General features: G+C 53.3%; 25 protein-coding genes. 11 read left to right on the top strand and 14 right to left on the bottom strand.

Annotation, left to right across the window (positions count from 1 at the left end):
- Positions 1-161 precede the first annotated feature (161 nt).
- Positions 162-395, bottom strand: coding sequence for a stress response protein AzuC (gene azuC, locus ABRZ28_RS19020; protein WP_349824367.1), 234 nt, complete (start codon positions 393-395; stop codon positions 162-164).
- Between the two features lie 182 nt (positions 396-577).
- Here azuC and ABRZ28_RS19025 point away from each other — a divergent pair, with 182 nt between their 5' ends.
- The 3 genes from ABRZ28_RS19025 to ydfZ all read left to right on the top strand — a co-directional run bounded on the left by ABRZ28_RS19025 (position 578) and on the right by ydfZ (position 3739).
- Positions 578-1771 carry a multidrug efflux MFS transporter gene (locus ABRZ28_RS19025; RefSeq protein ID WP_319605730.1) on the top strand — a complete coding sequence of 398 codons (1194 nt, stop codon included), beginning with the start codon at positions 578-580 and terminating at the stop codon, positions 1769-1771.
- 158 nt (positions 1772-1929) lie between these two features.
- Positions 1930-3291: an esterase-like activity of phytase family protein gene (locus tag ABRZ28_RS19030; RefSeq protein WP_330521148.1), complete on the top strand. Its 1362-nt coding sequence runs from the start codon at positions 1930-1932 to the stop codon at positions 3289-3291.
- A 241-nt stretch (positions 3292-3532) separates the two neighbouring features.
- Positions 3533-3739 carry a putative selenium delivery protein YdfZ gene (gene ydfZ / locus ABRZ28_RS19035; RefSeq protein WP_319605728.1) on the top strand — a complete coding sequence of 69 codons (207 nt, stop codon included), beginning with the start codon at positions 3533-3535 and terminating at the stop codon, positions 3737-3739.
- A 105-nt stretch (positions 3740-3844) separates the two neighbouring features.
- On the opposite strand, the gene ABRZ28_RS19040 is transcribed toward ydfZ, so the two are convergent.
- From ABRZ28_RS19040 to ABRZ28_RS19085, 10 genes are all read right to left on the bottom strand, one after another.
- Positions 3845-4531 carry a GntR family transcriptional regulator gene (locus ABRZ28_RS19040; RefSeq protein WP_319605727.1) on the bottom strand — a complete coding sequence of 229 codons (687 nt, stop codon included), beginning with the start codon at positions 4529-4531 and terminating at the stop codon, positions 3845-3847.
- A gap of 199 nt (positions 4532-4730) precedes the next feature.
- Positions 4731-6014 carry a TRAP transporter large permease gene (locus ABRZ28_RS19045; protein WP_319605726.1) on the bottom strand — a complete coding sequence of 428 codons (1284 nt, stop codon included), beginning with the start codon at positions 6012-6014 and terminating at the stop codon, positions 4731-4733.
- Positions 6011-6490 (bottom strand): TRAP transporter small permease, encoded by a 480-nt coding sequence (locus ABRZ28_RS19050; protein WP_330521149.1) that lies wholly within the window; start codon positions 6488-6490, stop codon positions 6011-6013. Before ABRZ28_RS19050 ends, ABRZ28_RS19045 begins: the two co-directional genes overlap by 4 nt.
- Positions 6491-6554: 64 nt before the next feature.
- Entirely contained in the window at positions 6555-7583 is a 1029-nt protein-coding gene (locus tag ABRZ28_RS19055; RefSeq protein WP_319605724.1) for a C4-dicarboxylate TRAP transporter substrate-binding protein, read from the bottom strand.
- A 347-nt stretch (positions 7584-7930) separates the two neighbouring features.
- On the bottom strand, positions 7931-9421 hold the full coding sequence (locus tag ABRZ28_RS19060) for a mannitol dehydrogenase family protein (protein WP_330521150.1): 1491 nt from the start codon (positions 9419-9421) through the stop codon (positions 7931-7933).
- 10 nt (positions 9422-9431) lie between these two features.
- On the bottom strand, positions 9432-9902 hold the full coding sequence (locus tag ABRZ28_RS19065) for a NanQ anomerase/TabA/YiaL family protein (RefSeq protein WP_330521151.1): 471 nt from the start codon (positions 9900-9902) through the stop codon (positions 9432-9434).
- An 8-nt stretch (positions 9903-9910) separates the two neighbouring features.
- Positions 9911-10924 (bottom strand): 3-dehydro-L-gulonate 2-dehydrogenase, encoded by a 1014-nt coding sequence (gene yiaK, locus ABRZ28_RS19070; protein ID WP_319605721.1) that lies wholly within the window; start codon positions 10922-10924, stop codon positions 9911-9913.
- Between the two features lie 19 nt (positions 10925-10943).
- Complete coding sequence (locus tag ABRZ28_RS19075; protein WP_319605720.1) at positions 10944-11954, bottom strand: Zn-dependent oxidoreductase; 1011 nt, start codon at positions 11952-11954, stop codon at positions 10944-10946.
- A gap of 29 nt (positions 11955-11983) precedes the next feature.
- A complete protein-coding gene (manD, locus tag ABRZ28_RS19080; protein WP_319605719.1) occupies positions 11984-13198 on the bottom strand; it encodes a D-mannonate dehydratase ManD in 1215 nt (404 codons plus the stop codon).
- A 205-nt stretch (positions 13199-13403) separates the two neighbouring features.
- Positions 13404-14315, bottom strand: coding sequence for a LysR family transcriptional regulator (locus tag ABRZ28_RS19085; RefSeq protein WP_330521152.1), 912 nt, complete (start codon positions 14313-14315; stop codon positions 13404-13406).
- A 237-nt stretch (positions 14316-14552) separates the two neighbouring features.
- Here ABRZ28_RS19085 and ABRZ28_RS19090 point away from each other — a divergent pair, with 237 nt between their 5' ends.
- The 6 genes from ABRZ28_RS19090 to ABRZ28_RS19115 all read left to right on the top strand — a co-directional run bounded on the left by ABRZ28_RS19090 (position 14553) and on the right by ABRZ28_RS19115 (position 21178).
- Positions 14553-15530 (top strand): alpha/beta hydrolase fold domain-containing protein, encoded by a 978-nt coding sequence (locus tag ABRZ28_RS19090; protein WP_330521153.1) that lies wholly within the window; start codon positions 14553-14555, stop codon positions 15528-15530.
- Positions 15531-16133: 603 nt separating this feature from the next.
- Positions 16134-16838 carry a 4Fe-4S dicluster domain-containing protein gene (locus ABRZ28_RS19095; protein WP_319605716.1) on the top strand — a complete coding sequence of 235 codons (705 nt, stop codon included), beginning with the start codon at positions 16134-16136 and terminating at the stop codon, positions 16836-16838.
- Positions 16831-17790 (top strand): cytochrome c nitrite reductase subunit NrfD, encoded by a 960-nt coding sequence (nrfD, locus tag ABRZ28_RS19100; protein ID WP_330521154.1) that lies wholly within the window; start codon positions 16831-16833, stop codon positions 17788-17790. The genes ABRZ28_RS19095 and nrfD overlap by 8 nt, the downstream gene beginning before the upstream one ends.
- A gap of 4 nt (positions 17791-17794) precedes the next feature.
- Entirely contained in the window at positions 17795-19171 is a 1377-nt protein-coding gene (locus tag ABRZ28_RS19105; protein ID WP_330521155.1) for an MFS transporter, read from the top strand.
- A 78-nt stretch (positions 19172-19249) separates the two neighbouring features.
- Complete coding sequence (locus ABRZ28_RS19110) at positions 19250-19603, top strand: FMN-binding protein (RefSeq protein ID WP_319605713.1); 354 nt, start codon at positions 19250-19252, stop codon at positions 19601-19603.
- A gap of 48 nt (positions 19604-19651) precedes the next feature.
- Positions 19652-21178 (top strand): FAD-dependent oxidoreductase, encoded by a 1527-nt coding sequence (locus ABRZ28_RS19115; protein WP_330521156.1) that lies wholly within the window; start codon positions 19652-19654, stop codon positions 21176-21178.
- Between the two features lie 75 nt (positions 21179-21253).
- Here the strand turns inward: ABRZ28_RS19115 and alkB are convergent, their stop codons facing one another.
- Together alkB and ada are read right to left on the bottom strand one after the other, a co-directional pair.
- Positions 21254-21910 (bottom strand): DNA oxidative demethylase AlkB, encoded by a 657-nt coding sequence (gene alkB, locus ABRZ28_RS19120; RefSeq protein ID WP_319605711.1) that lies wholly within the window; start codon positions 21908-21910, stop codon positions 21254-21256.
- Entirely contained in the window at positions 21900-22997 is a 1098-nt protein-coding gene (gene ada, locus ABRZ28_RS19125) for a bifunctional DNA-binding transcriptional regulator/O6-methylguanine-DNA methyltransferase Ada (RefSeq protein WP_330521157.1), read from the bottom strand. Before ada ends, alkB begins: the two co-directional genes overlap by 11 nt.
- Positions 22998-23187: 190 nt before the next feature.
- On the opposite strand from ada, the gene ABRZ28_RS19130 reads away from it, so the two are divergent.
- Entirely contained in the window at positions 23188-23868 is a 681-nt protein-coding gene (locus ABRZ28_RS19130; protein ID WP_330521158.1) for a DNA-3-methyladenine glycosylase family protein, read from the top strand.
- Positions 23869-23905: 37 nt separating this feature from the next.
- Here the strand turns inward: ABRZ28_RS19130 and ABRZ28_RS19135 are convergent, their stop codons facing one another.
- Positions 23906-24397, bottom strand: coding sequence for a multidrug/biocide efflux PACE transporter (locus ABRZ28_RS19135; RefSeq protein WP_330521159.1), 492 nt, complete (start codon positions 24395-24397; stop codon positions 23906-23908).
- A gap of 116 nt (positions 24398-24513) precedes the next feature.
- Between ABRZ28_RS19135 and ABRZ28_RS19140 the strand changes: the two genes are divergently transcribed.
- Complete coding sequence (locus tag ABRZ28_RS19140; protein ID WP_330521160.1) at positions 24514-25413, top strand: LysR family transcriptional regulator; 900 nt, start codon at positions 24514-24516, stop codon at positions 25411-25413.
- Positions 25414-25727 lie beyond the last annotated feature (314 nt).

Below are 25727 nucleotides of genomic sequence, written 5' to 3' on the forward strand. Positions count from 1 at the left end.
GCACACGAAATAACACTGAGCCTACATATACCGTTATCGGTAAATATGCGACTAAGAGACAGGGCAAGGGGGAGGCCGGGTGGGGGTTGTTAATGGTAACGTCGCATAGATCAAAAAGGCCGCATACGCGGCCTTTGAGCAGAAACGGTGTTTAACGAAAATTAATGGATGGCGCCCGGCGGCACATCTTTATAAGCATTGATGTAGACATTCAATAATTTTTTCAATAATTTGCGCATTGTGCTCACCTTGATGAATGACGTTGTCGAATTGTTATCCTGATGTGAGTAATTGTACGATTCGCCATCATCCCATGCAAGTTTTTTGTGATGTACATCACAAAAATAGTTCTCGCATGTCGTCGTAACCACCACTGCCGCGCTGGCTTGCCGCATACTTTTGTTGCGAATAGTTACCGGGCTATTGAACAACAAAATCGCACTCTATGTTATGCTCGTCGCGAGAGATGAAATACCAGTAACCGTACGTTATTTGTTGATCCCCCTACCTGCAAATTACGTTCTGACGCTTAATTTCACCATTGGCAACCGGCTTACAAAGGCGCGTCCCGCACACCATGGAAACCTGGAAACTCAATTTATTCGCTGCATGGCTGGGCTGTTTTTTTACCGGCATGGCCATGAGCCAGATATTGCCCTTTCTACCGCTGTACATAGAACAACTTGGCGTACATTCGCACGAATCATTAAGCCTCTGGTCCGGCGTCATTTTCAGTTCTTCCTTTCTGGTTTCAGCGATTGTCGCGCCGTTATGGGGGAGTCTGGCCGACCGCAAAGGGCGTAAGCTGATGCTGCTGCGCGCGGCGCTGGGCATGTCCATCATCATGGCGCTGCAAGGCCTGGCCGCCAACGTATGGCAACTGTTTATTTTGCGCTCCCTGATGGGGCTGACGTCGGGCTTTATCCCCAATGCGATGGCGTTGATCGCCTCGCAGGTGCCGCGGGAAAAGAGCGGCTGGGCGCTGGGAACCTTATCCACCGGTCAAATTTCCGGGGTGATCCTCGGCCCGCTGTTCGGCGGATTTATGGCCGACTACCTTGGCCTGCGGATCGTCTTTTTCATTACCGCCGGCATGCTGTTCACCAGCTTTCTGATTACGCTGTTCGCGATTAAAGAAAACGTCATCAAAGTCAGCAAGGCCAATCGATTGAGCGGTAAAGCGGTGTTTACTTCCCTGCCCTACCCGACGCTGATCGTCAGCCTGTTCATCACCACCATGATGATCCAACTGTCAAACGCGTCCATCAACCCCATTCTGACGCTCTTCATCCGCGACCTTGCGCCCGATAGCAATAATATCGCGTTTATCAGCGGGGTCATTGCCGCCATCCCCGGCGTATCGGCGCTGATGGCCGCGCCACGGCTCGGCCGTCTGGGCGATCGCATCGGCGCGCACCGTATCCTGATTGCCGCGCTAGCGTTCAGCGTACTGCTATTCTGCGCGATGTCGGTCATACAAACGCCAACCCAGCTTGGCATACTGCGGTTTATGCTGGGCTTTGCCGACGGCGCGCTGATGCCCACGGTCCAGGCGCTGCTGGTAAAATACAGCAGCCAGCAGGTCACCGGCCGCATCTTTGGCTATAATCAGTCGTTTATGTATCTGGGTAATGTGGCCGGCCCGCTGATTGGCTCCGGCGTCTCAGCCATCGCGGGTTTCCGCTGGGTCTTTCTGACGACCGCGTTTCTGGTGCTGTGCAACTGCATACAGATCGCGTCGCAATTTCGTCGGCTACCTAAAAAAACCTGAACACGTCCCGAACGGCGGATTTCATCGATACCCATCCCGATTGCGTGCCGGCGTAAAACCGTCACGCGAATGACATATCCGTTATTTAAGCTCCTGTGATTTGCATAATCAAATCAGCCCATACCGCCCGATGACGGACACCCACAAGAGTGAATACGATGAAACAGAATGTGTTGCCGCTGTTGCTAGCCGGACTTATTCCTTTAAATGCCCTGGCCGATGGTGAAAAAGTCACCCGCTACGTCGTCACCTTTCCGCAAGGAGACCGTGTCGGTTATCAGGGGAAATTCGCCGGTCATTTTCCCAACGGGTTACCGATCGGGATTGGTTCCGGCCTGCATTTTGCGGGAAAACAGGGCGACGACCTGCTGTTTACCACCCTGACCGATCGCGGCCCCAACGCCGATGCGCCGATGGCGGGCGATAAGGAAGCCAAGATCTTCGCCAACCCGGATTACACTCCGATGGTTATGGATATCAAAGTGAGCGCCAAAGCGGCGCAGGCCGTCAACCCCCGCCCTCTGCATGACGAACAGGGGCCGATCAACGGCCTGCCGTTGCCGGGCGATTTGATTGGCTCCACCAACGAGGTGGCGCTCAATGACGCGCTGCTTCCCCTGACGACCAGTAAACGCGGTCTGGATACCGAGGGCATCACGCCGGACGGCGACGGCGGCTTTTGGCTGTGCGATGAATACGGCCCGTTTCTGATCCATATCGATGCGCAGGGGAAAATCCTGCAAAAATTCGGCCCGACGCCCATCGGCGACGAACACGCCGTCGCCGACGGACTGCCCAATATCATCAAATGGCGTCAGCCCAATCGCGGCTTCGAGGGGTTGGCCAGACTGCCGAACGGCGACCTGATCATGGCGCTGCAAAGCACGCTGGATATTGAGGGCAAGAGCAAGAACCAGGCGCGATTCACGCGACTGGTCGTCTTTAACCCGGCAACCGGCGCCAGCCGTATGCTGGGCTACCCCATCGATATCGAGCGCTATAAAAAGGCCAAAGACGCCAAAATCGGCGATATCGTCGCTTTGGATAATCAACGCATTTTGCTGGTCGAACAAGGCGCGGATAAAGACAAGCAGATGCAGAACCGCATCTATCTGGTGGACCTGAGCAAGGCCACCGATCTGACGGCGTTCGACGCCGACGGCAAATCGCCTGAATTCGACGATCGCGAGCAGTTGGAAAAGCGCGGCATTCGTCTGGCGCAAAAACAGGAATTGCTGGATTTGCGTAGGCTGGGCTGGCGGCAGGAAAAGGTTGAAGGCCTGGCCATCGTCGATAGACAGACGCTGGCCGTGATCAACGATAACGACTTCGGACTGCGTGCCGTACTGCAATCTCCGGTGAAAGCCAAGGACAAGGCGGATGATTATCAGGTCGGCGCGGACGGTAAACTGACGCGCGACGGCGAAGCCGTCCGCACCACGCTGGAAATCGTACCGTTGCAAAAACCAGAGTCCGACAACGAACTGTGGCTGATCAAGCTGACGCAACCGATACGCTAACCGGTTTACGTATCTGGCATTTCTTTGCCCTGCCACGACAGGTTTTGAACGCCCGGACGGTGTTAACACAATATTGTTGATCGGCTAAATCCGTGATCAAAGCCGCATTTTTTAGCCGTAGTGGTTAATAACGGCTTGGTTTATATACGGACTTTCTATAAAAACCGCAATCCGCTGGTGATGGCTTTCCGCCGGCGGTAGGATCGTTACGATTTTTTATCGTCAAACGAAGGAGGTTAATATGTATAAGGCGTATGACAGATACAGAAATCCGCTCGATGCCGGTTACCGCGTGATGCAAAGCGATTCGCGCCTGGTCGGAACCATTGCGGCCATTCACGCTGAAAACCTGAAACGTGATGAAATCCGTCGTTCAAAATGCGTTGAACTCAAGGGCGTTAAAGAGTATTTCGCCCCTCAGGAACTGATGTGCCTTAGCCGTGCCTGATTGACGGTTTTACCCACGCATCATTTCTGTTATTTCGGGCGCCGCTCCGTCGCCCGATACTATGATTCCCCAACCCTGTTCTGCTCCCACGCTAAACCCGTTCCCTCAGGCCTGTTCAAACCAATCGCTGTTCTGTTCGGCGATCGGCGTAATCGAGTAAATCAGTTCCTGCAAATGAGCGCGGATCGCCTTTTCAGCCGCATCGGGATCGCGCTTTTTCAACCCGTCAAAGATAAGATAATGCTGCCGAATCAAACTCTGCGGGGGGGAAACCTGGCTGAGGCTAAGGAAACGCACCCTGTCCATGGTCGCCTTAATCGACTCAATGGTCTCCCAGGCGAGCGGGCAGTTGGCTATCTGGGTCAAAAACTGATGAAAGCTGTCGTCAAGGCTGAGAAACTCGCGCATCTGCTCATTCTGCGCGGCCAGTTCCTGGCGGCGTAAATTGTGTTCCAGCGTCAGGAGCTGCTCATCGGTGACCATCCCGGCTGCGCGGCGAACAATCGCACACTCCAGCGCCTGACGAATAAAGCGGGCATCGGCCACCCGCTGTTCGGAAATTTTCATCACGAACGTGCCGCGCTGCGGCAATATTTGCACCAGCCCGGATTCGGCCAGCTTGATAAACGCTTCTCTGACCGGCTGGCGCGATACCGCGAAACGCGTGGATATTTCTTTTTCCGACAGCAGCTTGCCCGGCGGAATAGTGCATTCCACGATATCTTTACGCAACACACGATAAATCTGTTGATTTACGGGTTCATTGTTATTGATTTGAAAAGAGTTATCCATTCAGCCGCTTTATACCCGAGATATTTGTGAATTATGATACCTGCTTACTCAGGGCGATATCTATCATCTTTTACCCGCCTGATTTTTAGCGTCGGACGCCGCCATGCGTCTCAATAATACCATGCGCGCCGGCATCGCCACGACAGACAACACGCTCTGCGGTCAGCCCGACCGCAGAGGCCTATGCCGTCGATCGGGGTTACGGCATCAGTAGATTAGGCAAGAACATCACGGTCTGCGGAAAAATAAACAAGATGCCGACGAAAATCAGAAACGCGATCAAATAAGGCACGGAAGATCGCATAAAGTGCGCCGTATCGCACTTCAGGATCCCGCAGACCGTATACATACAGATGCCTACCGGCGGCGTATTGGCCCCCAGCAGCGTCAGGGTAATAAACAGAATGCCGAAATGAATGGGGTCATAGCCGATCTCCGTCACAATCGGCAATAATATCGGCGTCAGCAACAGGACCAGCGGACTGGCGTCCAGCACCATGCCGATAACAAGAACCAATAGAAAAATCAACAGCATAATACCCATCGGACTTTCAGTAAACTCGGTGATCAATTCGGTCATTGATTGCGGCAACTGATCCAGCACGCTGATATGTCCAAGAATAAACGCGGCCATCACCAGCAGCATGACGATGCCGAGATCGCCCAGGGTTTCCGTCAGGGTATCGAGGATACCCTGCCAGGTGAGCTCTTTATAAATCAGCCCGCCGACGATAATCGCATAAAGCACGATAAAAGCGCCCGCTTCCGAGGTGGTAAACAAACCTAAGCGGATCACCACAATTAGAATGACCGGGAACATCAACGCCCAAAAACCACGGCGAAAACTCGCCGCGACCTCTTTGAATGTCGGCTTCGACAAGGTTTCCGGCTGGATCTTCATGCGGCGGGCCATGATGTAATTGGTAATCATCAAGGTGACGGTCAACATTAAACCGGGAATAATCCCCGCGATGAATAATTTACCAATCGACACGTTACCCACAAAACCGAAGAGAATCAGTAGAATGCTAGGGGGCAACGTCGCCGTGATCAGGGAAGCAAAAGCAATAACCACCGCCGTGTAGGCGCGCGGATAGCCGCGCTCGATCATTGAGAATCCCAGCATGCGCGACTGCATTGAGGCATCGGCCACCGCCGAACCTGCGACGCCGCCCATCAACATAGCCAGCAAAACGTTGATTTGCGCCAGCCCGCCAATCATCCACCCGGTCAACAAGCGGGCGAAATCCAGTAGCCGCTCGGTAATACCGGTGCGGGTGAGCAGGTTGCCCACCAGAATAAATAAGGGGACGGCGATCATCGGAAAAGACTGGGTGGGCGCGGCGAATTTTTGAAAAGCGATGCCCAGCGGCAAAAAATCGGAAGTGAAGAAATAGGCCAGACTCGATATGGCAATAACAAACCCGACCGGCATGCCCATTAGCATAAACAGCAAAAATAATAAGCCCGTTAACCACATCATGATAAATGATCTCTCGCAGGTAATGCTCTGGTGGAAGTGACTTTCTCAATCAGTTGTTCAATACAGGTCAGCATCAGCAACAGACAGCCCGTCGGGACGGCGGCATTGACAAACACCTGACTTATTTCAGAAACCGGCAATACATGAGCGCGCGTATCCCAGGTGAACAGATAACCGGCGCAGGCGCCAAATCCCAAAAAGGCAATAATCAGTATTTTATTGATGTAATCAAAAACGTTTTGTAATTTTTCCGGCAGACGTTTAGATAAAAAATCGATTCCCATATTACGGTGATTAGCCTGCGCATAATGAATAGAAAACATGCTAATCCATGCAAACAGCACCATGGATATTTCAATTGACCAAATCAGCGGATAACCGACACAGCGACCAATCGCTGCAACCAAAATAAGTATCACCATAGCGACAAACATAATTCTTGCGATGGCGACTTCTATTCTGATGAGTTTTTTCATATGCGTTCTCTTAAATAACGTCCCGCGGCCGGGGCGGGACTAAAGCGTGGAAATACACATGATATTATTCAGCCTTGAGGGCCTGTTGCAGATCCGCTTTGGCTTGATCCAGTCCGAGTTTATTCGGTACGTTGGCGCAGGCTTTGACAAAAGGCTCAAGATCGATAGCGTGCAAAGTCGCGCCGCCTTTTACCATTTTTTCCAACACATTATTGCTCTCCTCGATAATTTTCTGAGAAGCGAAGGCGCCGGCCTTGACGGATTCTTCACGCAGGATCTGCTGGTACTCGGCGGGCAGCTGTTGGAACCATTTATCGCCGACGACAATCGCCGTCATTAAATGGTAGTGCTCGGTTTTGGTGATATTTTTCACCACCTCATGCAGCTTTGAACCATAGAGCGCGGTGGGATGCGCCTCCGCGGCATCGACCACGCCGGTCTGGATGGCGGAATAAACTTCCGACCAGGCCATCGGCGTGGGGGAACCGCCCATGCAATGGATGGTTTCAATAACGATTGGCGCATCAGGCACCCTGACTCTGACCCCTTTTAAATCCGCCGGCGTGGTGAAAGGCCGTTTGGTAATCATCATGCGGGAGCCTTGATACCAGTTGAATGAGAGACTGATCAGGCCGGACTTGCTCTGCAACCGAGACTCCCACGATTTAAATAACGGGGTGGCGACCAGCTTGGATGCCTCTTCATAAGAAGATAATAAAAATGGCGCGTTGAGTATCGCCAGTTCAGGCACAAACTGCGCCAGGCGGCCGCCGTCGGTCAGCACGCCGACATTGCTGCCGACCTGCGCCTGCTGAATCAATTCACCGTCCGCCCCCAATTGTCCGCTGGGAAATAACCTTACCCGCACCTGTTTATCCGTGCGCGCCTCCACGTTTTTCTTAAACTCCCTGAAGCCGGCATAAATAGGATCATCAGGGGCCAGCGCCGTACTTAAATTAAATTCATAGGTTTTTGCCTCCAGAGAGGAAATGACAAAGAGTGAAAGCAGCGTTCCCAATACGATTCTTTTAAAGATACGCGGAGGAGAGGCATGAAAGCGCTCATTGATTAATTTTAATGTATCGATTGACATTTTATTCTCCAAAGAAAAAGTAATGGGCTATAAACAGACATCTTTTCATAGCGCCCTCTGCTTTCACTTTCATTATTGACGGAAAGCGGTGATATAAACCTGATGACCGATAATATTTTTGCAACAGCGATCACATCTATCCGATTTTATCTTCCACTATTCGGCTTATATAAAAATCATACCGAGAGGTTCTCTAATAAATAAAATACGTGACGATTAAATTTATTTTTAAGCATAAATAAAATTATCTAATCAAACGCCGCCCGAATTACCATGACAAACAATATGGATATATTACGCAACGCCTCGTCATATAATTCGTCGTGATTATCACTATCTTGATTAACTCAGCCTTTATTGATTTTCTCTAATACCAGACCGACGGATTTTTTCGCTCCATAACGTTGCAAGAGCGCATACGCCGCCGAAACCTGTTGAACGAAAGAGGCGTTGTCCGCTAAATCGTCACCGAATACGTTACGCAGACTTAATAGCGCCTCGACCCTATCCTGACCGTCCGCGCTTTGCGCAACCAACTGCGCCAGGGCGTCTTGCAACGGATCGCTGATTTCAATGTTTTTTCCGCCGTCATCGACGCCGCCGACATACCGCATCCACCCCGCCACCCCCAGCGCCAGCAGGTTGAAAGGCGTGCCTTGCGCCAGGTGAACACGAATGGAATCCAGCATCCGCTGCGGCAGCTTCAGCGTGCCGTCCATCGCAATCTGCCAGGTACGGTGTTTCAACCCGGTATTGCGATAGCGGGTAAGCAGCGATTCGGCATACGCGGCCAAATCGACGTTTTCCACATGCAGCGTGACGGCCTGTTCATCCAGCATCAGTTGCCGCGCGGCCTGAACGTAGTCCGTATCCTGCATACACTCGTCAATGTACTGATATCCCGCCAGATAGCCGAGATAGGCCAGGAACGAGTGGCTGCCATTCAACATTCTCAGCTTCATTTCCTCATAAGGCAGCACGTCCGCCACCAGTTCGGCGCCGACGTTTTCCCAGGCGGGCCGACCGGCGATGAAATTATCTTCAATCACCCACTGGCTGAAAGGCTCGCAGGCAATCCCCACCCGATCCTGAATGCCGCCGATAGCCTGCGAGATTTTAGCCAAAGCATCCGGCGTGACGGCCGGCACGATGCGGTCAACCATCGTAGAAGGAAAACTGACGTTGTCCGCAATCCATGCGGCCAGTTCCTCATCCTGCGCGTAAGCCAACGCCAGCACCACATTGCGGGTAACGCGGCCATTGTTCGGCATGTTGTCGCAGGACATCACGGAAAACGGCTTCAGACCTTTTTCCCGACGTAGGCGCAGCGCTTCGACGATCGCGCCCGGCGCCGAACGAGGCTGACCGGGATGCGCCAGATCGTGCTGAATCAGCGGATGGTTGGCATCAATGGAGGCGGTTGACGGCAGGTAGCAATAGCCTTTTTCCGTGACGGTCAGCGAGACAATCGCAATTTCCGGCTGCGTCATCGCCGCCAGCACCTTCGCAATGCCGTCCGCTTCGCCGTGCAGCGCCTGGCGGATCACGCCGACGATCCGGCCGCGCCAGTCGTCGCCGTTCATTTCACACACGGAATAGAGCAGATCCTGCTGTTGCAGATCGGCGATTTGCCGCTCGCCGCCGATCAGGTTAACTTCGCAATATCCCCAGTCGCTGCCGTGGTCGGCGGCCAGCCGATCGGCATAGACCGCCTGATGCGCGCGGTGAAAGGCGCCAAAGCCAAGATGCACGATTCGGGTTCTCAGTACGCCGCGATCGTATTTGGGAATGATCGTTGCCGGCGACACATGCCGAAGATTGCGTTGTGAAAGATTCATCGCCAGGCCCTCATGCCAAATTCAGTAAGCTAAGCGGCACCTTAGCCACCACTTTACGCACCTGCCGTCTCTCCTCCCCCTGACATAACGGGGTATGAATATCCCAGGGAAACAGCACGACAAAATCGCCGCTGTCGAGGCGCAGTGCTTTTTCATCGCCTGATTTGCCATGGTAGAAATCATTGTCCTGTTCGGGATGCGCATCATCAGGGGTCCGCGCCAACACCGGCTGATATTCCAGATATTCCGCGCCGGAAATAACAAACTGCACGTCGATATTCAGCCGGTGCGTTTCCGCAATACGGTTCGCCGACGGCGCGGTGTCGGCGTGGAATGTCTTATAAACCACCGCTTGCTCCGTCATTTCACCGTCGGGATGATGACGGAAATCCAGACTGCGGATCCGGCTCAGCACCCGGTAAATCGCCTCCGGCAGTTCGGCGCGGCTTTTTTCCAGTTGAAGAATGTTGCCAATAATCATGCAATCACCTATTTAGCCAGTTCCAGCACTTCAGCCCACACGCCCTCGTCTACCGGGATGCCCTGCGCCAGATTCTCGCGGCGATGGTTGGCTGAGTTTTCGCCTGGATAGTAAACGTCCGTTTGTCCTTCCGCGGGGTCTGATGTTTTCACGTAGTCGGCCACGCTGTCCGCCATACGCTCAGTGAATTCACTGCCGCCAAGCTGAGCCGGATCGAAAACGATAAAAATCTGGCTGGCGCCGGTACAACTGCCTTTCCCCACCTTATCGATGGCATTCGTCGGGTTACCGCCGGAAAGCAGCGCGGCCATCGCATCCAGCAGCACCGCCATGCCGGAGCCTTTCCAGTAGCCGGTCGGCAGAATACGCATCGATTGTTCAATCGGACCGGGTTCATCCGTCAAGTTACCCTCGTTGTCGTAGCCGCCGGGAAAAGGCAGACGCGCGCCTTTCAGGCGCGTCACCTGCAATTTACCGAACGAGTATTGCGACATGGCCATATCCAGCACCAGCGGTCCTTTTTCCCGCGGCACCGCCATCACAAAGGGATTGTTGCCCAGACGGGTGTTTTTTGCGCCCCATGCCGGCATACAGGATTCGGTATTGGTCCAGCAAATCGCCGCCAATCCTTGCTCCGCCGTTTTCCATCCATAGGCGCCGCCCCGCATCCAGTGGGTGGTGTTGCGCAGCGCGACGATGCCGACGCCCTGATTGCGCGCCAATTGCGCCGCTTTCTCCACGGCGAACAGCGCATTAGTGACGCCGACGCCTTGATTGCCGTCATAAATTTCAATCACGCCTAATGATTTAACTAACGATGGCTCGGCATGGATATCAACCCAGCCTTTTTTAACGTAATCGACAAAACGGGCGACGCGATTCAAACCGTGGGAATAGACGCCATCGCAGCTGGATTCGGTATGGATTTGCGCGCAAACCTCCGCTTTATGCTCACTTAACCCGGCATTGAGAAATGCCTTTTTCACCGTTTCTTTCATGACGTCAAAATGGATTCTTGGCATGCTGGTTATCTCGCTTTTTCTAATGAATACTTAAAATCACCTTGCAACAGCCGCGCGGGTCCTGGTCAAAAATGGTCATCGCCTCTGCTATCCGGGAGAGCGGCATGTAGTGGCTAACCAGTTTTTCCGGCGCGAGCAATCCCCGCGCCAGCCAATCAATCACGGTAGGAAAACGGCGGCTGTTCAGGCGCGAGGTGAATAATGAGAGTTCTTTGCTGGTGAGGCTTTGTTGCGTGATGGCGCATGGCTCGCCGGAAAAACCGAGTAATCCGATACGGGCCGCCGGCGAAGCCAGCGCAATGGCTTCCGGCAAAATCGACGGGTGGCAGGCGGCATCGATAATCAGCGTCGGAGGACTGCCTTTAAGCTGCGCCGCCAGAGGCGTTTCGCTGTTATTCAGCGTCAGATCGGCGCCGCTGTCGCTCGCCATCGTCAATCGTTCCGCCAGACGATCGACCACCACCACGCGCCCGACGCCATACACGTTCTTCAGTACCTGAAGCGCGGTCAATCCCATCGGCCCCGCGCCATAAATCAACGCCACGTCCTGCGGCGTCGGTTGCAGAAAGGCGCAGATATTGGCGGCGATGGTGAAGGGCTCGACCAGGCTCGCCAGTTTGTCCGGGATGGCGTCAGGAATACGATAGGCATTATCGGCAGGCGCGCAGGCGTATTCGCTGAATCCGCCGTCACGATGGACGCCGATGACCTGGAGTTCGGCGCAAACATTCGGACGGCCGACTGAACAGGGGTAACAATGACCGCAATTGACCACCGGGTCGACCACCACGCGTTCGCCGATGCGCGCGCGATCGACGCCCGCGCCGACATCATCAATCACGCCGAAAAATTCGTGGCCGATAACGCGAGGATATTTAGCGAACGGGTTCTGTCCGTGCCAGATATGCACATCGGAACCACAGATGCTGGCGTACCTGATTTTTACCCGCACTTCTCCCGCCTCGGGTTGCGGAACCGGTCGCGTCTGTATGACCAATGTGCCGGGTTGTTCAATCACCACACTTTTCATCGCCTATTCTCCAGGTCAACGTTCCCATCTCACCAATTCCACAACGTGCCGTCTTCCAGACGCGCCACCGGCAAATAGGCGGGTTCATAGGGATATTTGGCCGCCAGCTTTTCATCAAACTCGATCCCCAGGCCGGGCTTATCGCCCGGATGCATATATCCCTGGTCGAACGTCCAGCTATGCGGGAACACCTCCAGCATTTGTTCGGTGTAGCCCATGTATTCCTGTACGCCGAAATTAGGCACCCAGAGATCGAAATGCAGCGCCGCCGCCATACAGACGGGCGACAGGTCGGACGGACCGTGAGAGCCGGTTCGAACCTGATATAACGACGCGAAATCAGCAATTCGCCGCATCCCGGTAATGCCGCCGGCATGAGTGATGGTGGTGCGGATATAGTCGATCAACTGCTCTTCGATGAGCTGCTTACAATCCCAGATACTGTTAAACACTTCGCCGACGGCGATCGGCGTAACCGTATGCTGGCGAATCAGGCGGAAACACGCCTGGTTTTCCGCCGGGGTGGGATCTTCCATCCAGAACAGGCGGTAATCTTCAATGCGCTTGCCGAAGCGGGCGGCTTCTATCGGCGTCAGCCGGTGATGCATGTCATGCAGCAGATGTTCCGCGAAGCCGAATTTGTCACGCACCGCCGCAAACAGTTTCGGCGTGAAATCAAGATACTTTTCCGTCGACCACAATTGCTCTTCGGGCCAGTCGCCTTTGGTCGCCGGCTCATAAGCCTGCCCTTTACCTTTCGCCATCCCATAGGTGGTTTTCATGCCGGGGACGCCGCACTGCACGCGAATGGCCTTAAACCCGCGATCGCGGTGTCTGGCGTAATCATCCAATACTTCATCAATGGTATGGCCGGTGGTATGGCAATAAACCATCACCCCGGTGCGCGATGCGCCGCCCAATAGCTGATACAGCGGCAGGTTGGCGACTTTGCCTTTGATATCCCACAGCGCCATATCCACCGCGGAAATCGCCGACATCGTGACCGGGCCGCGACGCCAATAGGCGCCCTTATAAAAAAACTGCCAGATATCTTCAATGCGTTGCGCGTCACGCCCAACCAACTGCGGACAAAGATGATCCCTGAGATAAGACGCAACCGATAATTCACGGCCATTGAGCGTGGCATCGCCGATGCCGGTCACGCCGCTGTCCGTGGTGATTTTCAGGGTGACGAAGTTACGCCCGGGGCAGGTAACAAACACTTCCGCGCTGACAATTTTCACTTTACTTATCCTTCTCTACTGATGATCGCTAACGCCTTCTACACAAACTACCATACAAGTATATGAAGGGAGATAAATTGAGTCACTTCACACTTACGTCATCGGGATTATCAATGGCGGACGATGCCGGGCTAATGAAAACGGACGCGAAAAAATAGCGGTCACTACCCGCTTATTCATAATAAAAATGAGTTAATACATGAAGTTAATCGTTTGACAATTTAAAGGAATCGTCGTGTTTTTCCAGAAAATCCACGAATAGACGCACCATCGGTATGTTGATGCTGCGTTTCAGGTAACTTACCGCAAAGGTTCTTTTCAGTTGTTCTTCCAGCGGAACAATGGCGATGTCATAGCCCTCCAGGCTCCTGGCGACGGACGCACAAAGAAATACCACGCCGGACTGATTCATCACCAGATCCATGATGATGTCGATATTGCTGCACTCGCGAAAATAGCAGGGATTGATGCCCATTTTGCTAAACGTCTCGGAGACCATCGCATGCTCGCCGGTCCCTTTCTGCGGCACAATCAGTTTATTATTCGCCAACCGCGTCAGGTTTAACGCTGTCGATTTGGCTAACGGATGCGATGCGGCCATGACCACCACGATGTCATCCACCAGAAAAACCGAATGATTGAACAGCGGATCGTTCAGATACTCGTCAAAGGGCGTGGAGAAAGAAATATGAATCTCGGTATTGCGCACCTTTTCCAATAAGTGGGTGCTCACCCCATCAATAAACGAGATTTCTATGTTGGGATAGTTTTTCTGAAACAGGCTAAAAACGTTGTAGTAGTCCAGGCGGTTGAAAATCGGAATGACGCCCACCAGCAAGGTTCCCTCGGAGCTTTCCTCATAGCTGCTGACGAACTGCTCCAGCTCATAATGCTCTTTAATCAACGGACGAATTTTTTTGGCGAAAATCCGGCCGAACGGCGTAAGGGAAAACTGCCGGGTGGTACGGTTTATCAGTTTTCTCTGGGTTTCAAGCTCTAACCTGGCTATCTCCTGAGAGAGAAATGCCTGCGATATATTCAGCGTTTTCGCCGCTTTGGTAAAACTCCCGACCCTGATGAGTTCCTGATAATAGATAACTCTTTTTATACTAATCATGCGCTATGAATTATTTATAATATATTGATATAACAATTATATGAATATACAAAAAAACAAATGTGATGGAATGCACACTTACTTTCCTGCCTAACGGATTAAATTAGCAATATGAAATAAATTTCATATCAATTACATATCGTTGATAACCACTATCCGGCGATATGGTTTGCTTTGCATCCCCTTTGCGCTTATCCGGCATTTCCGCCGTGACCAACCACAGGATTAGACCAAATCATGATCCACCCAAACGCTAAAAAAATATTGCTGACCGCGCTGATGGTCGGCGTCTCCTGCTTGAGCAATACGGCGGCTGCCGCCGCCGCTACGCAAGAGCTGACCGTTAATCCCGCCGCCGTCCCGGCGGTAAAACTGATTTCCGATGTAGTGTTTTCCCAGGTTCCGAGCCGCGGCTTTCCCAACGTGGCGCTGAAAATGGATATCCTGCAACCTGAGGCGAAAAAACCGCTGCCCGTGGTGTTATATATCACCGGGGGCGGCTTTATTCATGCCAACAAAGACAACTACCTGCAACAGCGTCTCAAAATCGCCGAAGCCGGCTATGTGGTCGCCAGCATGGAATACCGCGTCGCCCCCGTGGTGCTTTTCCCTTCGCCGCTGGAAGATGTGAAATCCGCGATTCGCTATCTGCGCGCCAATGCCGAGAAGTTTGGTATCGACGGCGGGCGCGTCGCCGTTTTCGGCTCTTCCGCCGGCGGCTATCTGGCGGCGTTTGCCGGTACGACAAACGGCGACACGCAGTTTGATAAAGGCGAAAACCTCGATCAAAGCAGCCAGGTTCAGGCGGTGATCGATTTCTACGGCTTGTCCGATCTTACGTTGGTCGGCGAAGGGCTGGCGGACAGCATTGTCCAAAAGCACGCCTCCGCCTCGGCGACCGAAGCCATGTGGGTTAACGGGACCGCCGTATTCGATGAGGGCGGCGCCATCACCAGCAATCCGGGCAGGGCGGCGGCGGCCAATCCGATTAACTACATCAGTAGCGCCACGCCGCCGTTCCTGATTATGCACGGCGCGGATGATGAGATTGTATCGCCACGGCAAACCGCGCGGCTACACCAGGCGCTGACCGAGAAAAACATCGCCTCCAGCTATTATATCGTCAAGGGGGCGGTACACGGCGGCCCGCATTGGTTGCAGCCGGATATCATGCAAATCACCATTCGTTTTCTCGATAAACATCTGAAACCCTGATGGCGAATTAACATCTTTGCAATATTTATTGTCGGCGTTGGCGTCATAAAGGCGCCAACGCTTTTTAACCGGATAAATAATTTTTCGACCGCGGTCTCGATTTAGTCAAATAAACGCTTACCGATCACAAATAAATTACCTTATTGTTGATCGCATTAACAAACGTCAATACAAATAAAAATCATTCGCTAAAAATCGATGCATTATGTTGCAGATAATTCAGTCCCTATCGAATTGAAAAGTCGGGCGACTTATCTAAATAATCGCTATTTATAATAGATTGAGATGAGTTTTATATAGATATACAAAGAAATAAATGTGACTAAGAGCACAATTATACCCTTGGCCCTATGGTCAAATAAAAACAATAAAAAGAATATGGATTACGAGTAAGTAAGCTATCGGAACCGGAATATTTTAAGTCAAAAATTTACCTCTGATGCCAAATCGGTACCACTTTCCCCAATAGGTTTTTTGTTGCATGGCGCAGGACCGCCTCGTTTACCGTCAGGATGACACGAATCAGCCAAAAGCCTATCACGACGATTTTTGATATCGGTACCGCTTTCAGAATGGCTGCAGTTTCAATGTGAAGGTTATGTTATGGAAGAATTCTCTCGTCGTCGTTTTATCGCTTACCTGGGAAGCGCTATTGTTGTTACCGGGAATTCCAGCCTCGCGCTTGCGCAGACTGCCGAAGAGTCTGCAAAAACAACGAAACCCAAAGGCGTCAAATATGGCCTGCTGCACAATGAGCAGCGCTGTATTGGCTGCAATGCCTGTATCGGCGCCTGTAAAACCACCAACCATGTGCCGGATGGCGTCACCCGGCTGGAAATACTGAAAACGGTCGATATCCCGGCCGAAGGCAAGACCCGGGCCTTCAAACAATATTTCCGCAAATCCTGCCAGCATTGCGAGAATCCGCCCTGCGTCACCGTCTGTCCGACCGGCGCTTCGTTTAAAGACGCGTTAACCGGCATCGTCGATGTCAATGACAAGCATTGCGTCGGTTGCCGCTACTGCATCGCCGCTTGTCCGTATCATGTCCGTTTCATTAATCCGGTCAGCAAAACGGCGGATAAATGCAACTTTTGCCGGGAAACCAATCTGGCCGCGGGGAAACAGCCCGCCTGCGTCGAAATATGCCCGACCAAAGCTCTGGTGTTCGGCGATCTGAACGACCCCGAAAGCGATATTTCGAAAATGATCAAGAGCAATGCGACCTATCGGTCAAAAGTTTATCTCGGCACCGAGCCGCAACTTTATCGCGTGCCAGGCAGACGGGGAGAAGTAGACAATGCATAACGCCTTTCATTTTGACACCCTGGTATGGGATTGGCCCATCGCCATCTATCTGTTGCTGGTGGGGATCTCCGCCGGGATGGTGTCGCTGTCCATTCTGATTAAATACTATGTACCCGCCGAGTACAGCGGCAGCAATACTATTATCAAATCGACCGCCATCGTCGCGCCGCTGGCCGTGATTATCGGTCTGCTGATTCTGATTTTTCACCTCACCCGTCCGCTGACGTTCTGGCATCTGATGATTTTCTACAATCCCACCTCGATTATGTCGCTCGGAGTGATGTTATTTCAGGTCTATTTTGTGGTCATCGCCCTGTGGATCATCAACCTCTACCGCGCTCCTTTACTCCGCCTGATCGAAAGCAAAATCCGTCGTCCGGCGCTCACCGCGCTGGCGCAAAAGGTCACCGGCGCGATTGCCGGTAAAGCCGGGCTGATTGAAAAAACGCTGCTGGTGCTGGCCGTGCTGCTCGGCTGCTATACCGGTTTCCTGCTCTCCGCGCTGAAATCGTTCCCGCTGTTAAACAACCCGGTATTACCGGTCTTGTTCCTGGCGTCCGGCACCACCTCCGGCATTGCGGTGGCGATGCTGGTCAACGCCACCTGCCGCAGCGCCTCCGGCAATACCGCCACCATGCACTTTATTCATAAAATAGAAAATCCGGTTATCTACGCCGAAGTGTTTCTGCTGTTCGCTTTCTTTGCCGGTCTTATTCTGGGCGGCGGACAAAAAACGGTGGCGGCGCACACCGCGCTCACCGGCTTCTGGGGCGGCGTGTTCTGGATCGGCATCATCGGGCTGGGGATCGCCGTTCCGTTAATCGCCGGCTTTATGCGTAAACACCGGGAGCCAGGCAGAGGCAGTCTCGCGGCGATGGCGACGTTAAGCCTGCTGGGCGTTTTCCTGCTGCGCATGTTCGTGCTCTATGCCGGACAAATGACGGTGGCCTAAGGCGATGAATACGTCATGGGTCTTATTCTGGCTTGCATCCATCACTTTTTTTATGCAATCCCTGGATACCACCATGCTGTATATCGCCATTCCGGCCATCGCCGACTCCCTGCATCAACCGGTGCTGCGTATGGAAATGATCGTGATTTCCTACGTCATCACCGTGGTGGCTTTCACACCGGTCAATGGCTGGCTGTCTGAGCGTTTAGGCGAAAAGAAAACCTATCTGCTGGCTATCGGCATATTTACGCTGGGGTCGCTGTTGTGCGTAACGGCGAACTCCATTATCAGCCTGAGCGTCTTTCGTTTCATTCAGGGGATCGGCGGCGCGCTGATGCTGCCTATTATCAGAACCGTGATATTAAGAACTACGCCGCAGGCCATGAAACTGATATTTCTTAACCGCATTACCCTGCTCGGTTTATTAGGCACCATGATTGGCCCGGTATTAGGCAGTTTTCTGGTTAATCTATTTTCATGGCGGGTTATTTTTATGGCCAATATCCCGCTATCTTTGATTTGTCTTTTTTTGGCGAAGAAACATATTCCCGACGAAGCGGTCGGCGTGGAACGCCAGGCCGATCCTTACGGGCTGGTATTACTGGTATTGATGCTGTTTCTGGCCGCATTCACGCTTACGGCCATGCCTAAAAATATTATTCCCACGCCTGTCGCCATCCTGTTCTGTTTGTCCGCAATCGGTTTGGCGTTTCTTTATTTCAAACGGGATATCACCAAAAGAGAGACCCTGTTTCCGGCCGCGCTATTTGAAATAAAAACCTTCTCCATCGGTATCTTCGGCGGAATATTAACCCGGGTGCTGCTGTCGTCCACGCCTGTAGTGCTTTCATTGATGTTGCAAACGACGTTGGACTGCAAACCGGTGGAAACCAGCATGATCCTGCTGCTGTTTTCCACCGGAGCCTTACTGTCAAAAGTGCTTTTCGAGCCGATAATCAAACAGATAGGCTATCGCCGACTGTTGATGGCGACCACTGGATTTACCTCGTTGTTTATTCTTGCCATGAGTTTCGCCGTGCAGGAAAAATCGATGATGCAGATCGGCATTATCGCCACCATCCTGGGTATATTAATATCGACGCTGCACTCCGCGGAAAATACCCTGGCATTCAGCAATCTGAGCAATTCCACCTATAATAGCGGCAATAATGTGCTGACCATAACGCAGCTTATCTCGGTAATGGTAAGTATGGCGCTCACCTTTCCGGCATTACGCTTTCTGTCCCAATTTGAAGTTATCTTTAATTTAAACAGTTTTAGCCTGCTGTTTTTATTACTCGGCATTGGATTACCTATTTGTTGCTTAATATTCAAGCATCTCAACGAAGATGACGGACATCACTTTATTCATGGGAGATAACAGAGAAAAAATTATTATTTTTTTGCAGTAAATAACCAATGACTTTTATATAAAACCTAACCTAATGGAACCGTTGATATGAAAACATCACCAGGTGCGCTCTCTCTTTGCCTTTTTTTGACCATCGGCAGCGCTTTCGCACAAGATACAGGCAATTTTAAAGCCGGAACTTATTCCGCGGCCAAACCAGGGCTCGGCGGCGATGTCACCGTGACCATTGACGTTGACGATAAAGGGAAAATAACCAAATCCACCATTGACGCGCCGGATGAAACGCCGGAAGTCGGCGGCGAAGCGGCAAAAGAACTGGCCAAAGCGATGACGGAAAAACAGAGCATCGACGTTGACGGCGTATCCGGCGCCAGCATTACCAGCGGCGCAGTACTTGAGGCCGCCGAAGAGGCCTATTCACAAGCAAAAATCGGCAAATAACGAATCATTCCATTACCACGGAGTTTTAATGACTCTAAGGAAAACACCATGCAAAGATTCAGAAAAAATCTGCTTGCGGCCCTATGCATATCAATAACGGGGTTGTCTGCCGCGCATGCGGAAAACGCAAAACCGGCCATCCCCCAAAGCGCGGATGTAGTCATCATCGGCGCGGGGGCGGCGGGTACCGCGGCGACCATGGCCGCGGCGGAGAAAGGCGCCAAAATCGTCTTGCTGGAAAAACAGCCCATCGTCGGCGGCACCGGTAACTTCGCCGAAGGTATTTTCGCCGCCAACAGCGCCATGCAAAAACGTCAGGGCATTATCGTCACCCCGGATATGGCCTTCAAAACCATTATGGAGTACAGCCACTGGCTGGCGAATCCGTTTGTGGTGCGGGCATTCGTCAACCGCTCGGCGGATACCATCGAGTGGGTAAAATCCAAAGGCATCAAGTTTGAATATATCGGCCCCGGCGGCCCCGGCGGCATGTTGACCTGGCACGTTATCGACGGCCCCGGCCACGGACGCCATTTAATCAAGACATTCCATGAGCAGTTCAAAAACATGGATGTCACCACCCTGGTCAAGGTCGCGGGTAAGGATCTGATCGTAAAAGACGGCAAAGTGACTGGCGTAACCGCCGAAGACAGCGAGGGCCATCAGTTCCAGATCGAGGCCAAAGCGGTGATCATCGCCACCGGCGGTTATGCCAACAACAAAGAGATGCTGCAAAAATACGCCGCCTTCCCGGACACCATCATGGTCGGCAACGTCGGTAAAGACGGCGACGGGATTAATATGGCCTGGAAAGCCGGCGCCAAACCGGACGGCCTGGGCGTATTGCAGGTCTATCGCCCCGGCCTGCCCGACTACGCGCCGAACTCGCATCTGTTGGCCGCCGCCCGCCAGCCTTATCTGTGGGTCGACCAGCACGGACGTCGCTTCACCGACGAGTCCAACGTTATTATCTGGCCGCACTCAGGGAATGCGTTATCGAAGGCCGGCGGCATCATGTATTCCATTTTCGACGAACAATCCCGCAAGCATTACGTCGAGGACGGCATTGATGTTCCCATTGGCGAATGGGTCATCGCCAATACCAAATTAACCAAGTTCGATAACGAGTTTAATAAAGAGAGCCAGAAAAACCGTGGTTTTGTCTTCCAGTCGAAAACCATCGACGGGCTGGCGAAAGCCATGGGCGTGGATGCCGACGTACTGAAAGCGACCATCGAACAGAACAATGCGTTCGCCGCCCAGAAACGGGATGAAGTGTTTAACAAAAACATGGATTACCTGCGCCCGGTAAAAACCGGCCCGTTCTATGCGGTCAGAATGCAGCCGGCCGCATTGGGTACGCTGGGCGGGGTTAAAATCGATGAAAAAATGCAGGCCATCGATAAAACCGGCGCCGCGATCCCCGGATTATACGTCACGGGCAACGACGCCGCGGGCATGTACGGCGACACCTATGATTTGCTGCTGGGCGGCGGAACTTTCGGCTTTGCGCTGAATTCAGGCCGTATCGCGGCGGAAAATGCGCTCGACTATATCCACTTCAGCAAAAAGTAACCGGCGTTAAATCGCGGACCGATATGGCGCTCCCCAGGCATGGACGCGCCATACCGGCTCCCCGGCGATTTGCCGCTACCCGGCTTTGCGAAACGTCAGGTTAAAACGATACTCCCCCGGCAGACCTGCGGGCGCCGGCCCGCCTTTCAGCGGCGAAATGCCGTGATAACGCAGCCTCGATTCCCCGCCCCACACCACCACATCGCCGTGCGTCAGCGGCAAACGCCGTACCCGATCGCCGCGCGTCATGCCGCCAAACAGAAACACCGCGCTTAACCCCAGAGAGAAAGAGACGATGGGCTGCCGATAATCATGTTCATCTTTGTCCTGATGCAGAGACAGCCGGGCGCCGACATCGTAACGGTTAATCAGGCAGGCATCGGGGTCGAAAGCGCTGAAACCGGCTTCGCCGGCGGCGTCTTTCGCCAGTTGAGAAAAGAGTTCCGGCATCGCCGGCCAGCGTCGCCCGCTGAGCGGATCAAACGGAGAATAGCGATAACCCGTTTCATCCGTGACCCAGCCAAGCGGTCCGCAGTTGGTCATGGCGACCGACATGGTATAGCCGCCCGGCGTCACCATATGGCGGAACGGCGCGCACGCGGCAACCGCGTTGACCGCCGCCATCAGGTCCGCGGCCTGCCGATAAACAAATCCCCGCAGGATAACCGCGCCGGGCGCCAGCGATTCCGTCCAGCGTCTCGGTTCTTCCTGTTCAAATAAATCAAGATTCATGACGCGCCGGCTCCCCCGCGGCTTTTGCCAGGGCTTCTTTGCTTAACAGCGCGCTTTTACGCGCCACGCCCCAGCGATAGCCCGACAACGAACCGTCGTGGCGCACCACCCGATGACAGGGGATCGCCACCGCCAGCCGGTTCGCGGCGCATGCCCCCGCCACCGCCCGCACCGCGGCGGGAGAACCGATGCTGGCGGCGATATCGCTATAGCTGGCGGTTTCCCCGACCGGAATATCGCGCAGCGCCTGCCACACCCGCTGCTGAAAGGCGGTTCCCCGGATATCCAGCGGCAACGCCAGTCCGATTTCCGGCGCATCGACAAAGCCGACGACCTGCGCCACCCGTTGTTCAAACGCCGCATCCCCGCCCACCAGCCGCGCGTTGGCGAACATTTCCTGCAACTCCTCGACCAGTTGCTGAGGATCTTCGCCTAACAGGATGGCGCAAATCCCCCGTTCGCTTTCCGCCACCAGAATATCTCCCAGCGAACAGGCGCCGACGGCGAAATAGATCGTCATGCCCCGTCCTTTATGTTGAAAGCTTTTCGGCGTCATGCCCAACTGCGCATCCGACTCTGCATAAAAGCGGCCGTTCGAACCATAGCCGGCATCCAGTATCACCTCGGTAATCGGGCCGTTTTTCATCAGTTGTTTACGCAACTGTTGCTGCCGTTGCGCCCTGGCATATTGTTTCGGCGTGACGCCGGTGAGGGTTTTAAACAACCGGTGGAAATGAAAAGGGCTTAATCCCACGCTTTTCGCCAACGCCTGCAATTGCGGCGCTTTGGCGGCCTGCTCGAGAATCCGACAGGCCTGGGCTATCTGTTTCGCATGCTGATCTTCTCGCGATATCATCCCCTGCCGGCAACGCTTGCAGGGACGAAAACCGGCGGCCTGAGCTTCCTGCGCCGATGCGAAGAACACCACATTTTCTCGCCTGGGCTGACGTGACGCGCAAGAGGGCGAACAATATACGCCCGTCGTTTTTACCGCATAAATAAAGCTGCCGTCCGCCGCCTTATCGCGCGTTTGTATCGCCAACCAGCGGTAATCGTCATTCTGATGGGGCTTATCGACAAATTTCATGCTTTATCTCCCGCGTGACGGATTGCGTAAGTCTTACGCCAAACCATAAACGGTATACGGCGGTCGAACACGCCCGACTCTTGCTTTTTAATTTCGCGCCTGCTGCATAGGGTATGGCGATCGGACTATACTCTCGCCTGTACTCGGCGTCCTGGCGCTTAATATTATCATCTGGCAGGTAAACGCGTTTATGACATCCCATCGTCTTCAGGATTTTCACCAGCAGGCCAAGGCCCACCTTGGTGCGATCAATACGCGCTGGGTCCGGCTGATATCGCACATCGGCGACTGTCGGCATCAAACGGCGCCGCACAGGGAACCCTACGAAGCCTTGATACGCGCGGTGGCGCACCAGCAACTGACCACCCGGGCGGGCGACGCCATGGTGGCTAAACTGCTGCGCTTACACGACGAAGCCGGCCAGGTCTTTCCCAGCGCGGAGCAAATCGCGGCATGTTCCGCCGAGACGCTCAGACAGTGCGGCTTTTCCGTCCGTAAGGTCGAAACGCTGCATGCCATCGCGCAGGGCGCGCTCAGCGGAACGGTACCTACCCTGGAACAGGCGCTGACAATGGATGACGAAACCCTTATCGAACAGCTTTGCGCGCTAAAAGGCATCGGCCGCTGGACGGTGGAAATGTTTCTGATTTACTCGCTTGAACGAACGGACATTATGCCGCTGGACGATCTGGGGATTAAACAAGGGCTACGCTATGTTTACGATCTACAGGCAGCGCCAACGCGTCATACCTTGCGTGAATTGAGCCACGCCTGTCGACCTTATCGCACCATTGCATCCTGGTATTTGTGGCGCGCTCCGTCACTGCCGGCGTATCAGGAAGTTAAAGCGACGTGGCGGCAGCAACGCTGACGTCGCGGCTTACGGCCGTATATCTGCCGCGCGAGCGTCAGCGCAGGCGAGAATGCGCCGACATGCGGCAGGCGTTCATCGCGCGGCGGCGAATAATGCGCCCGCGCAGAATATCGTAGCACCAGTTGTATGCCAGGGTATAAGGCAGGAAGAACAGGAAAAAACCGATCTCGACCGCCAGCGCCTGCCACAGCGTAATATTCAGCATCCACGCCGCCAGCGGCAGGCCGATAAAAATAAATCCGCCCTCAAATCCCAGCGTATGGGCTATCCGCAGCGGCAGACGCCGTTTCACCCGGCAGGCGGGCCAAAGCCAGTCAAATATCGCGTTATAAATCATGTTCCAGATCATCGCCACGCTGGATAACAACATCGCCAGCGCCCCGATATCAAATAGCGGCTTATTCAGCATCCAGGCCCCAGCGGGCGCGCAAATCAGCAGGGCGATAATTTCAAATCCCAGCGCATGAAAAATGCGTTCGCGCAGCGTTTTCTTTTGCATAGCGCATTCACTTTTTATCATCTTCATTCGTAACGACCTCCTTTTGTCGTTTATTTCTCTCTTTAGGCAGAATCCGGCCATTCTCATCGCATTAACTGATAGAATAAAATTAGAATCCATCGATAAAAACGATAGAGTGAGATATGCGCTATTCCCCTGAATCCCTGCTGGCCTTTGTCGCCGCCGTCAATACCGGTTCATTTTCAGCGGCGGCGCGGCATCTGCATAAAAGCCAGTCCACCGTCAGCGCCGCCATCGCCAATCTGGAAGCGGATTTGGGGCTGACGCTGTTCGACCGCGCCAAGCATCAACCCACCTTGACGCCGGCGGGCAAAAAAATACTGGCCTACGTGCAGGCAATTCTTGCCGCCAGCAATGCACTGGATGAACTGGCGATCCGGCTGGCCGACAATATTGAACCCCGGCTGACCTTTGTGCTGTCCGATACCTGGAAAACCATGCATTACGAACCGGTGCTGCAACGCTTCGCACAGCGCTTTCCCGATATTGAGTTTGAATGCCTGATTGCCGAAGATGACGATGTGATTGATTTACTGCAATCCCAGCGCGCGCATGTCGGGCTGGTGCAGGCGCAACCCGCTTATCCGCCGGACATCGCGGTTTCCCGATCGCAGATAAAAACAGAAATGGCGGTATTCGTTGCGGCCACCCACCCGCTGGCGGCGGAAAAAAACGTCACCCGCAGCCAGCTTGCCACCGCGCGCCAACTTTATCTCAACACCTATAAACGCGGCGATAAATTGCAGGCTGAAGGCGCCGTCTGGTCGGCGCCCTCCTACCTGATGCTGCTGGAGATGGCGGAGCAGGGTTTCGGCTGGAGCATCCTGCCGCGCTGGCTGGTTTCACAATTCGGTCACCAGCTTTTAGTTGAGCTGCCCGTCGCCGGCTGGCCGCAGCAGATTGAAGTGGATATCGCCTGGTCTAAACCCCATCCGCCCGGCCCGGCCGGCTTATGGATGATTGATAACCTGCTCGCTCAGCAGGAAATGACCGCTATTTCACCGACAAAATCGCGCCCGTAAACAATAAAGCGCAACGCTTCAAATGGCGATTGCGCTGCGTTTCGCTTATATTATTTTGCGCTTAGGCAATAGCTTTAAAAAATTAACCGCGCACATTAACATCTTATTTTTCCCAACCCCGCCACCTTAATTAAGTAATTTAAATAAATTACTTAATTAATATAACCCTGCTAATTAAAGCTATTTCATTACAATGATTTTACTTTCTCCATGAGGTTATAAATAAAAAGTATTTTCCCGATTTTCTTGCCAATTATGTGATGCAGCGAAGTGGTTCTAGCCGGCGTAAAACCATACTATTATAGGGATTATTG

The sequence above is a fragment of the Brenneria sp. g21c3 genome (genome assembly GCF_040240345.1).
GTDB lineage: Bacteria > Pseudomonadota > Gammaproteobacteria > Enterobacterales > Enterobacteriaceae > Brenneria.

Excerpts from the sequence above, each read along its gene's own strand:
- azuC (WP_349824367.1), bottom strand. The coding sequence starts at position 395 with ATGCGGCAAGCCAGCGCGGCAGTGGTGGTTACGACGACATGCGAGAAC.
- ABRZ28_RS19025 (WP_319605730.1), top strand. The coding sequence starts at position 578 with ATGGAAACCTGGAAACTCAATTTATTCGCTGCATGGCTGGGCTGTTTT.
- ABRZ28_RS19030 (WP_330521148.1), top strand. The coding sequence starts at position 1,930 with ATGAAACAGAATGTGTTGCCGCTGTTGCTAGCCGGACTTATTCCTTTA.
- ydfZ (WP_319605728.1), top strand. The coding sequence starts at position 3,533 with ATGTATAAGGCGTATGACAGATACAGAAATCCGCTCGATGCCGGTTAC.
- ABRZ28_RS19040 (WP_319605727.1), bottom strand. The coding sequence starts at position 4,531 with ATGGATAACTCTTTTCAAATCAATAACAATGAACCCGTAAATCAACAG.
- ABRZ28_RS19045 (WP_319605726.1), bottom strand. The coding sequence starts at position 6,014 with ATGATGTGGTTAACGGGCTTATTATTTTTGCTGTTTATGCTAATGGGC.
- ABRZ28_RS19050 (WP_330521149.1), bottom strand. The coding sequence starts at position 6,490 with ATGAAAAAACTCATCAGAATAGAAGTCGCCATCGCAAGAATTATGTTT.
- ABRZ28_RS19055 (WP_319605724.1), bottom strand. The coding sequence starts at position 7,583 with ATGTCAATCGATACATTAAAATTAATCAATGAGCGCTTTCATGCCTCT.
- ABRZ28_RS19060 (WP_330521150.1), bottom strand. The coding sequence starts at position 9,421 with ATGAATCTTTCACAACGCAATCTTCGGCATGTGTCGCCGGCAACGATC.
- ABRZ28_RS19065 (WP_330521151.1), bottom strand. The coding sequence starts at position 9,902 with ATGATTATTGGCAACATTCTTCAACTGGAAAAAAGCCGCGCCGAACTG.
- yiaK (WP_319605721.1), bottom strand. The coding sequence starts at position 10,924 with ATGCCAAGAATCCATTTTGACGTCATGAAAGAAACGGTGAAAAAGGCA.
- ABRZ28_RS19075 (WP_319605720.1), bottom strand. The coding sequence starts at position 11,954 with ATGAAAAGTGTGGTGATTGAACAACCCGGCACATTGGTCATACAGACG.
- ABRZ28_RS19085 (WP_330521152.1), bottom strand. The coding sequence starts at position 14,315 with ATGATTAGTATAAAAAGAGTTATCTATTATCAGGAACTCATCAGGGTC.
- ABRZ28_RS19090 (WP_330521153.1), top strand. The coding sequence starts at position 14,553 with ATGATCCACCCAAACGCTAAAAAAATATTGCTGACCGCGCTGATGGTC.
- ABRZ28_RS19095 (WP_319605716.1), top strand. The coding sequence starts at position 16,134 with ATGGAAGAATTCTCTCGTCGTCGTTTTATCGCTTACCTGGGAAGCGCT.
- nrfD (WP_330521154.1), top strand. The coding sequence starts at position 16,831 with ATGCATAACGCCTTTCATTTTGACACCCTGGTATGGGATTGGCCCATC.
- ABRZ28_RS19105 (WP_330521155.1), top strand. The coding sequence starts at position 17,795 with ATGAATACGTCATGGGTCTTATTCTGGCTTGCATCCATCACTTTTTTT.
- ABRZ28_RS19110 (WP_319605713.1), top strand. The coding sequence starts at position 19,250 with ATGAAAACATCACCAGGTGCGCTCTCTCTTTGCCTTTTTTTGACCATC.
- ABRZ28_RS19115 (WP_330521156.1), top strand. The coding sequence starts at position 19,652 with ATGCAAAGATTCAGAAAAAATCTGCTTGCGGCCCTATGCATATCAATA.
- alkB (WP_319605711.1), bottom strand. The coding sequence starts at position 21,910 with ATGAATCTTGATTTATTTGAACAGGAAGAACCGAGACGCTGGACGGAA.
- ada (WP_330521157.1), bottom strand. The coding sequence starts at position 22,997 with ATGAAATTTGTCGATAAGCCCCATCAGAATGACGATTACCGCTGGTTG.
- ABRZ28_RS19130 (WP_330521158.1), top strand. The coding sequence starts at position 23,188 with ATGACATCCCATCGTCTTCAGGATTTTCACCAGCAGGCCAAGGCCCAC.
- ABRZ28_RS19135 (WP_330521159.1), bottom strand. The coding sequence starts at position 24,397 with ATGAAGATGATAAAAAGTGAATGCGCTATGCAAAAGAAAACGCTGCGC.
- ABRZ28_RS19140 (WP_330521160.1), top strand. The coding sequence starts at position 24,514 with ATGCGCTATTCCCCTGAATCCCTGCTGGCCTTTGTCGCCGCCGTCAAT.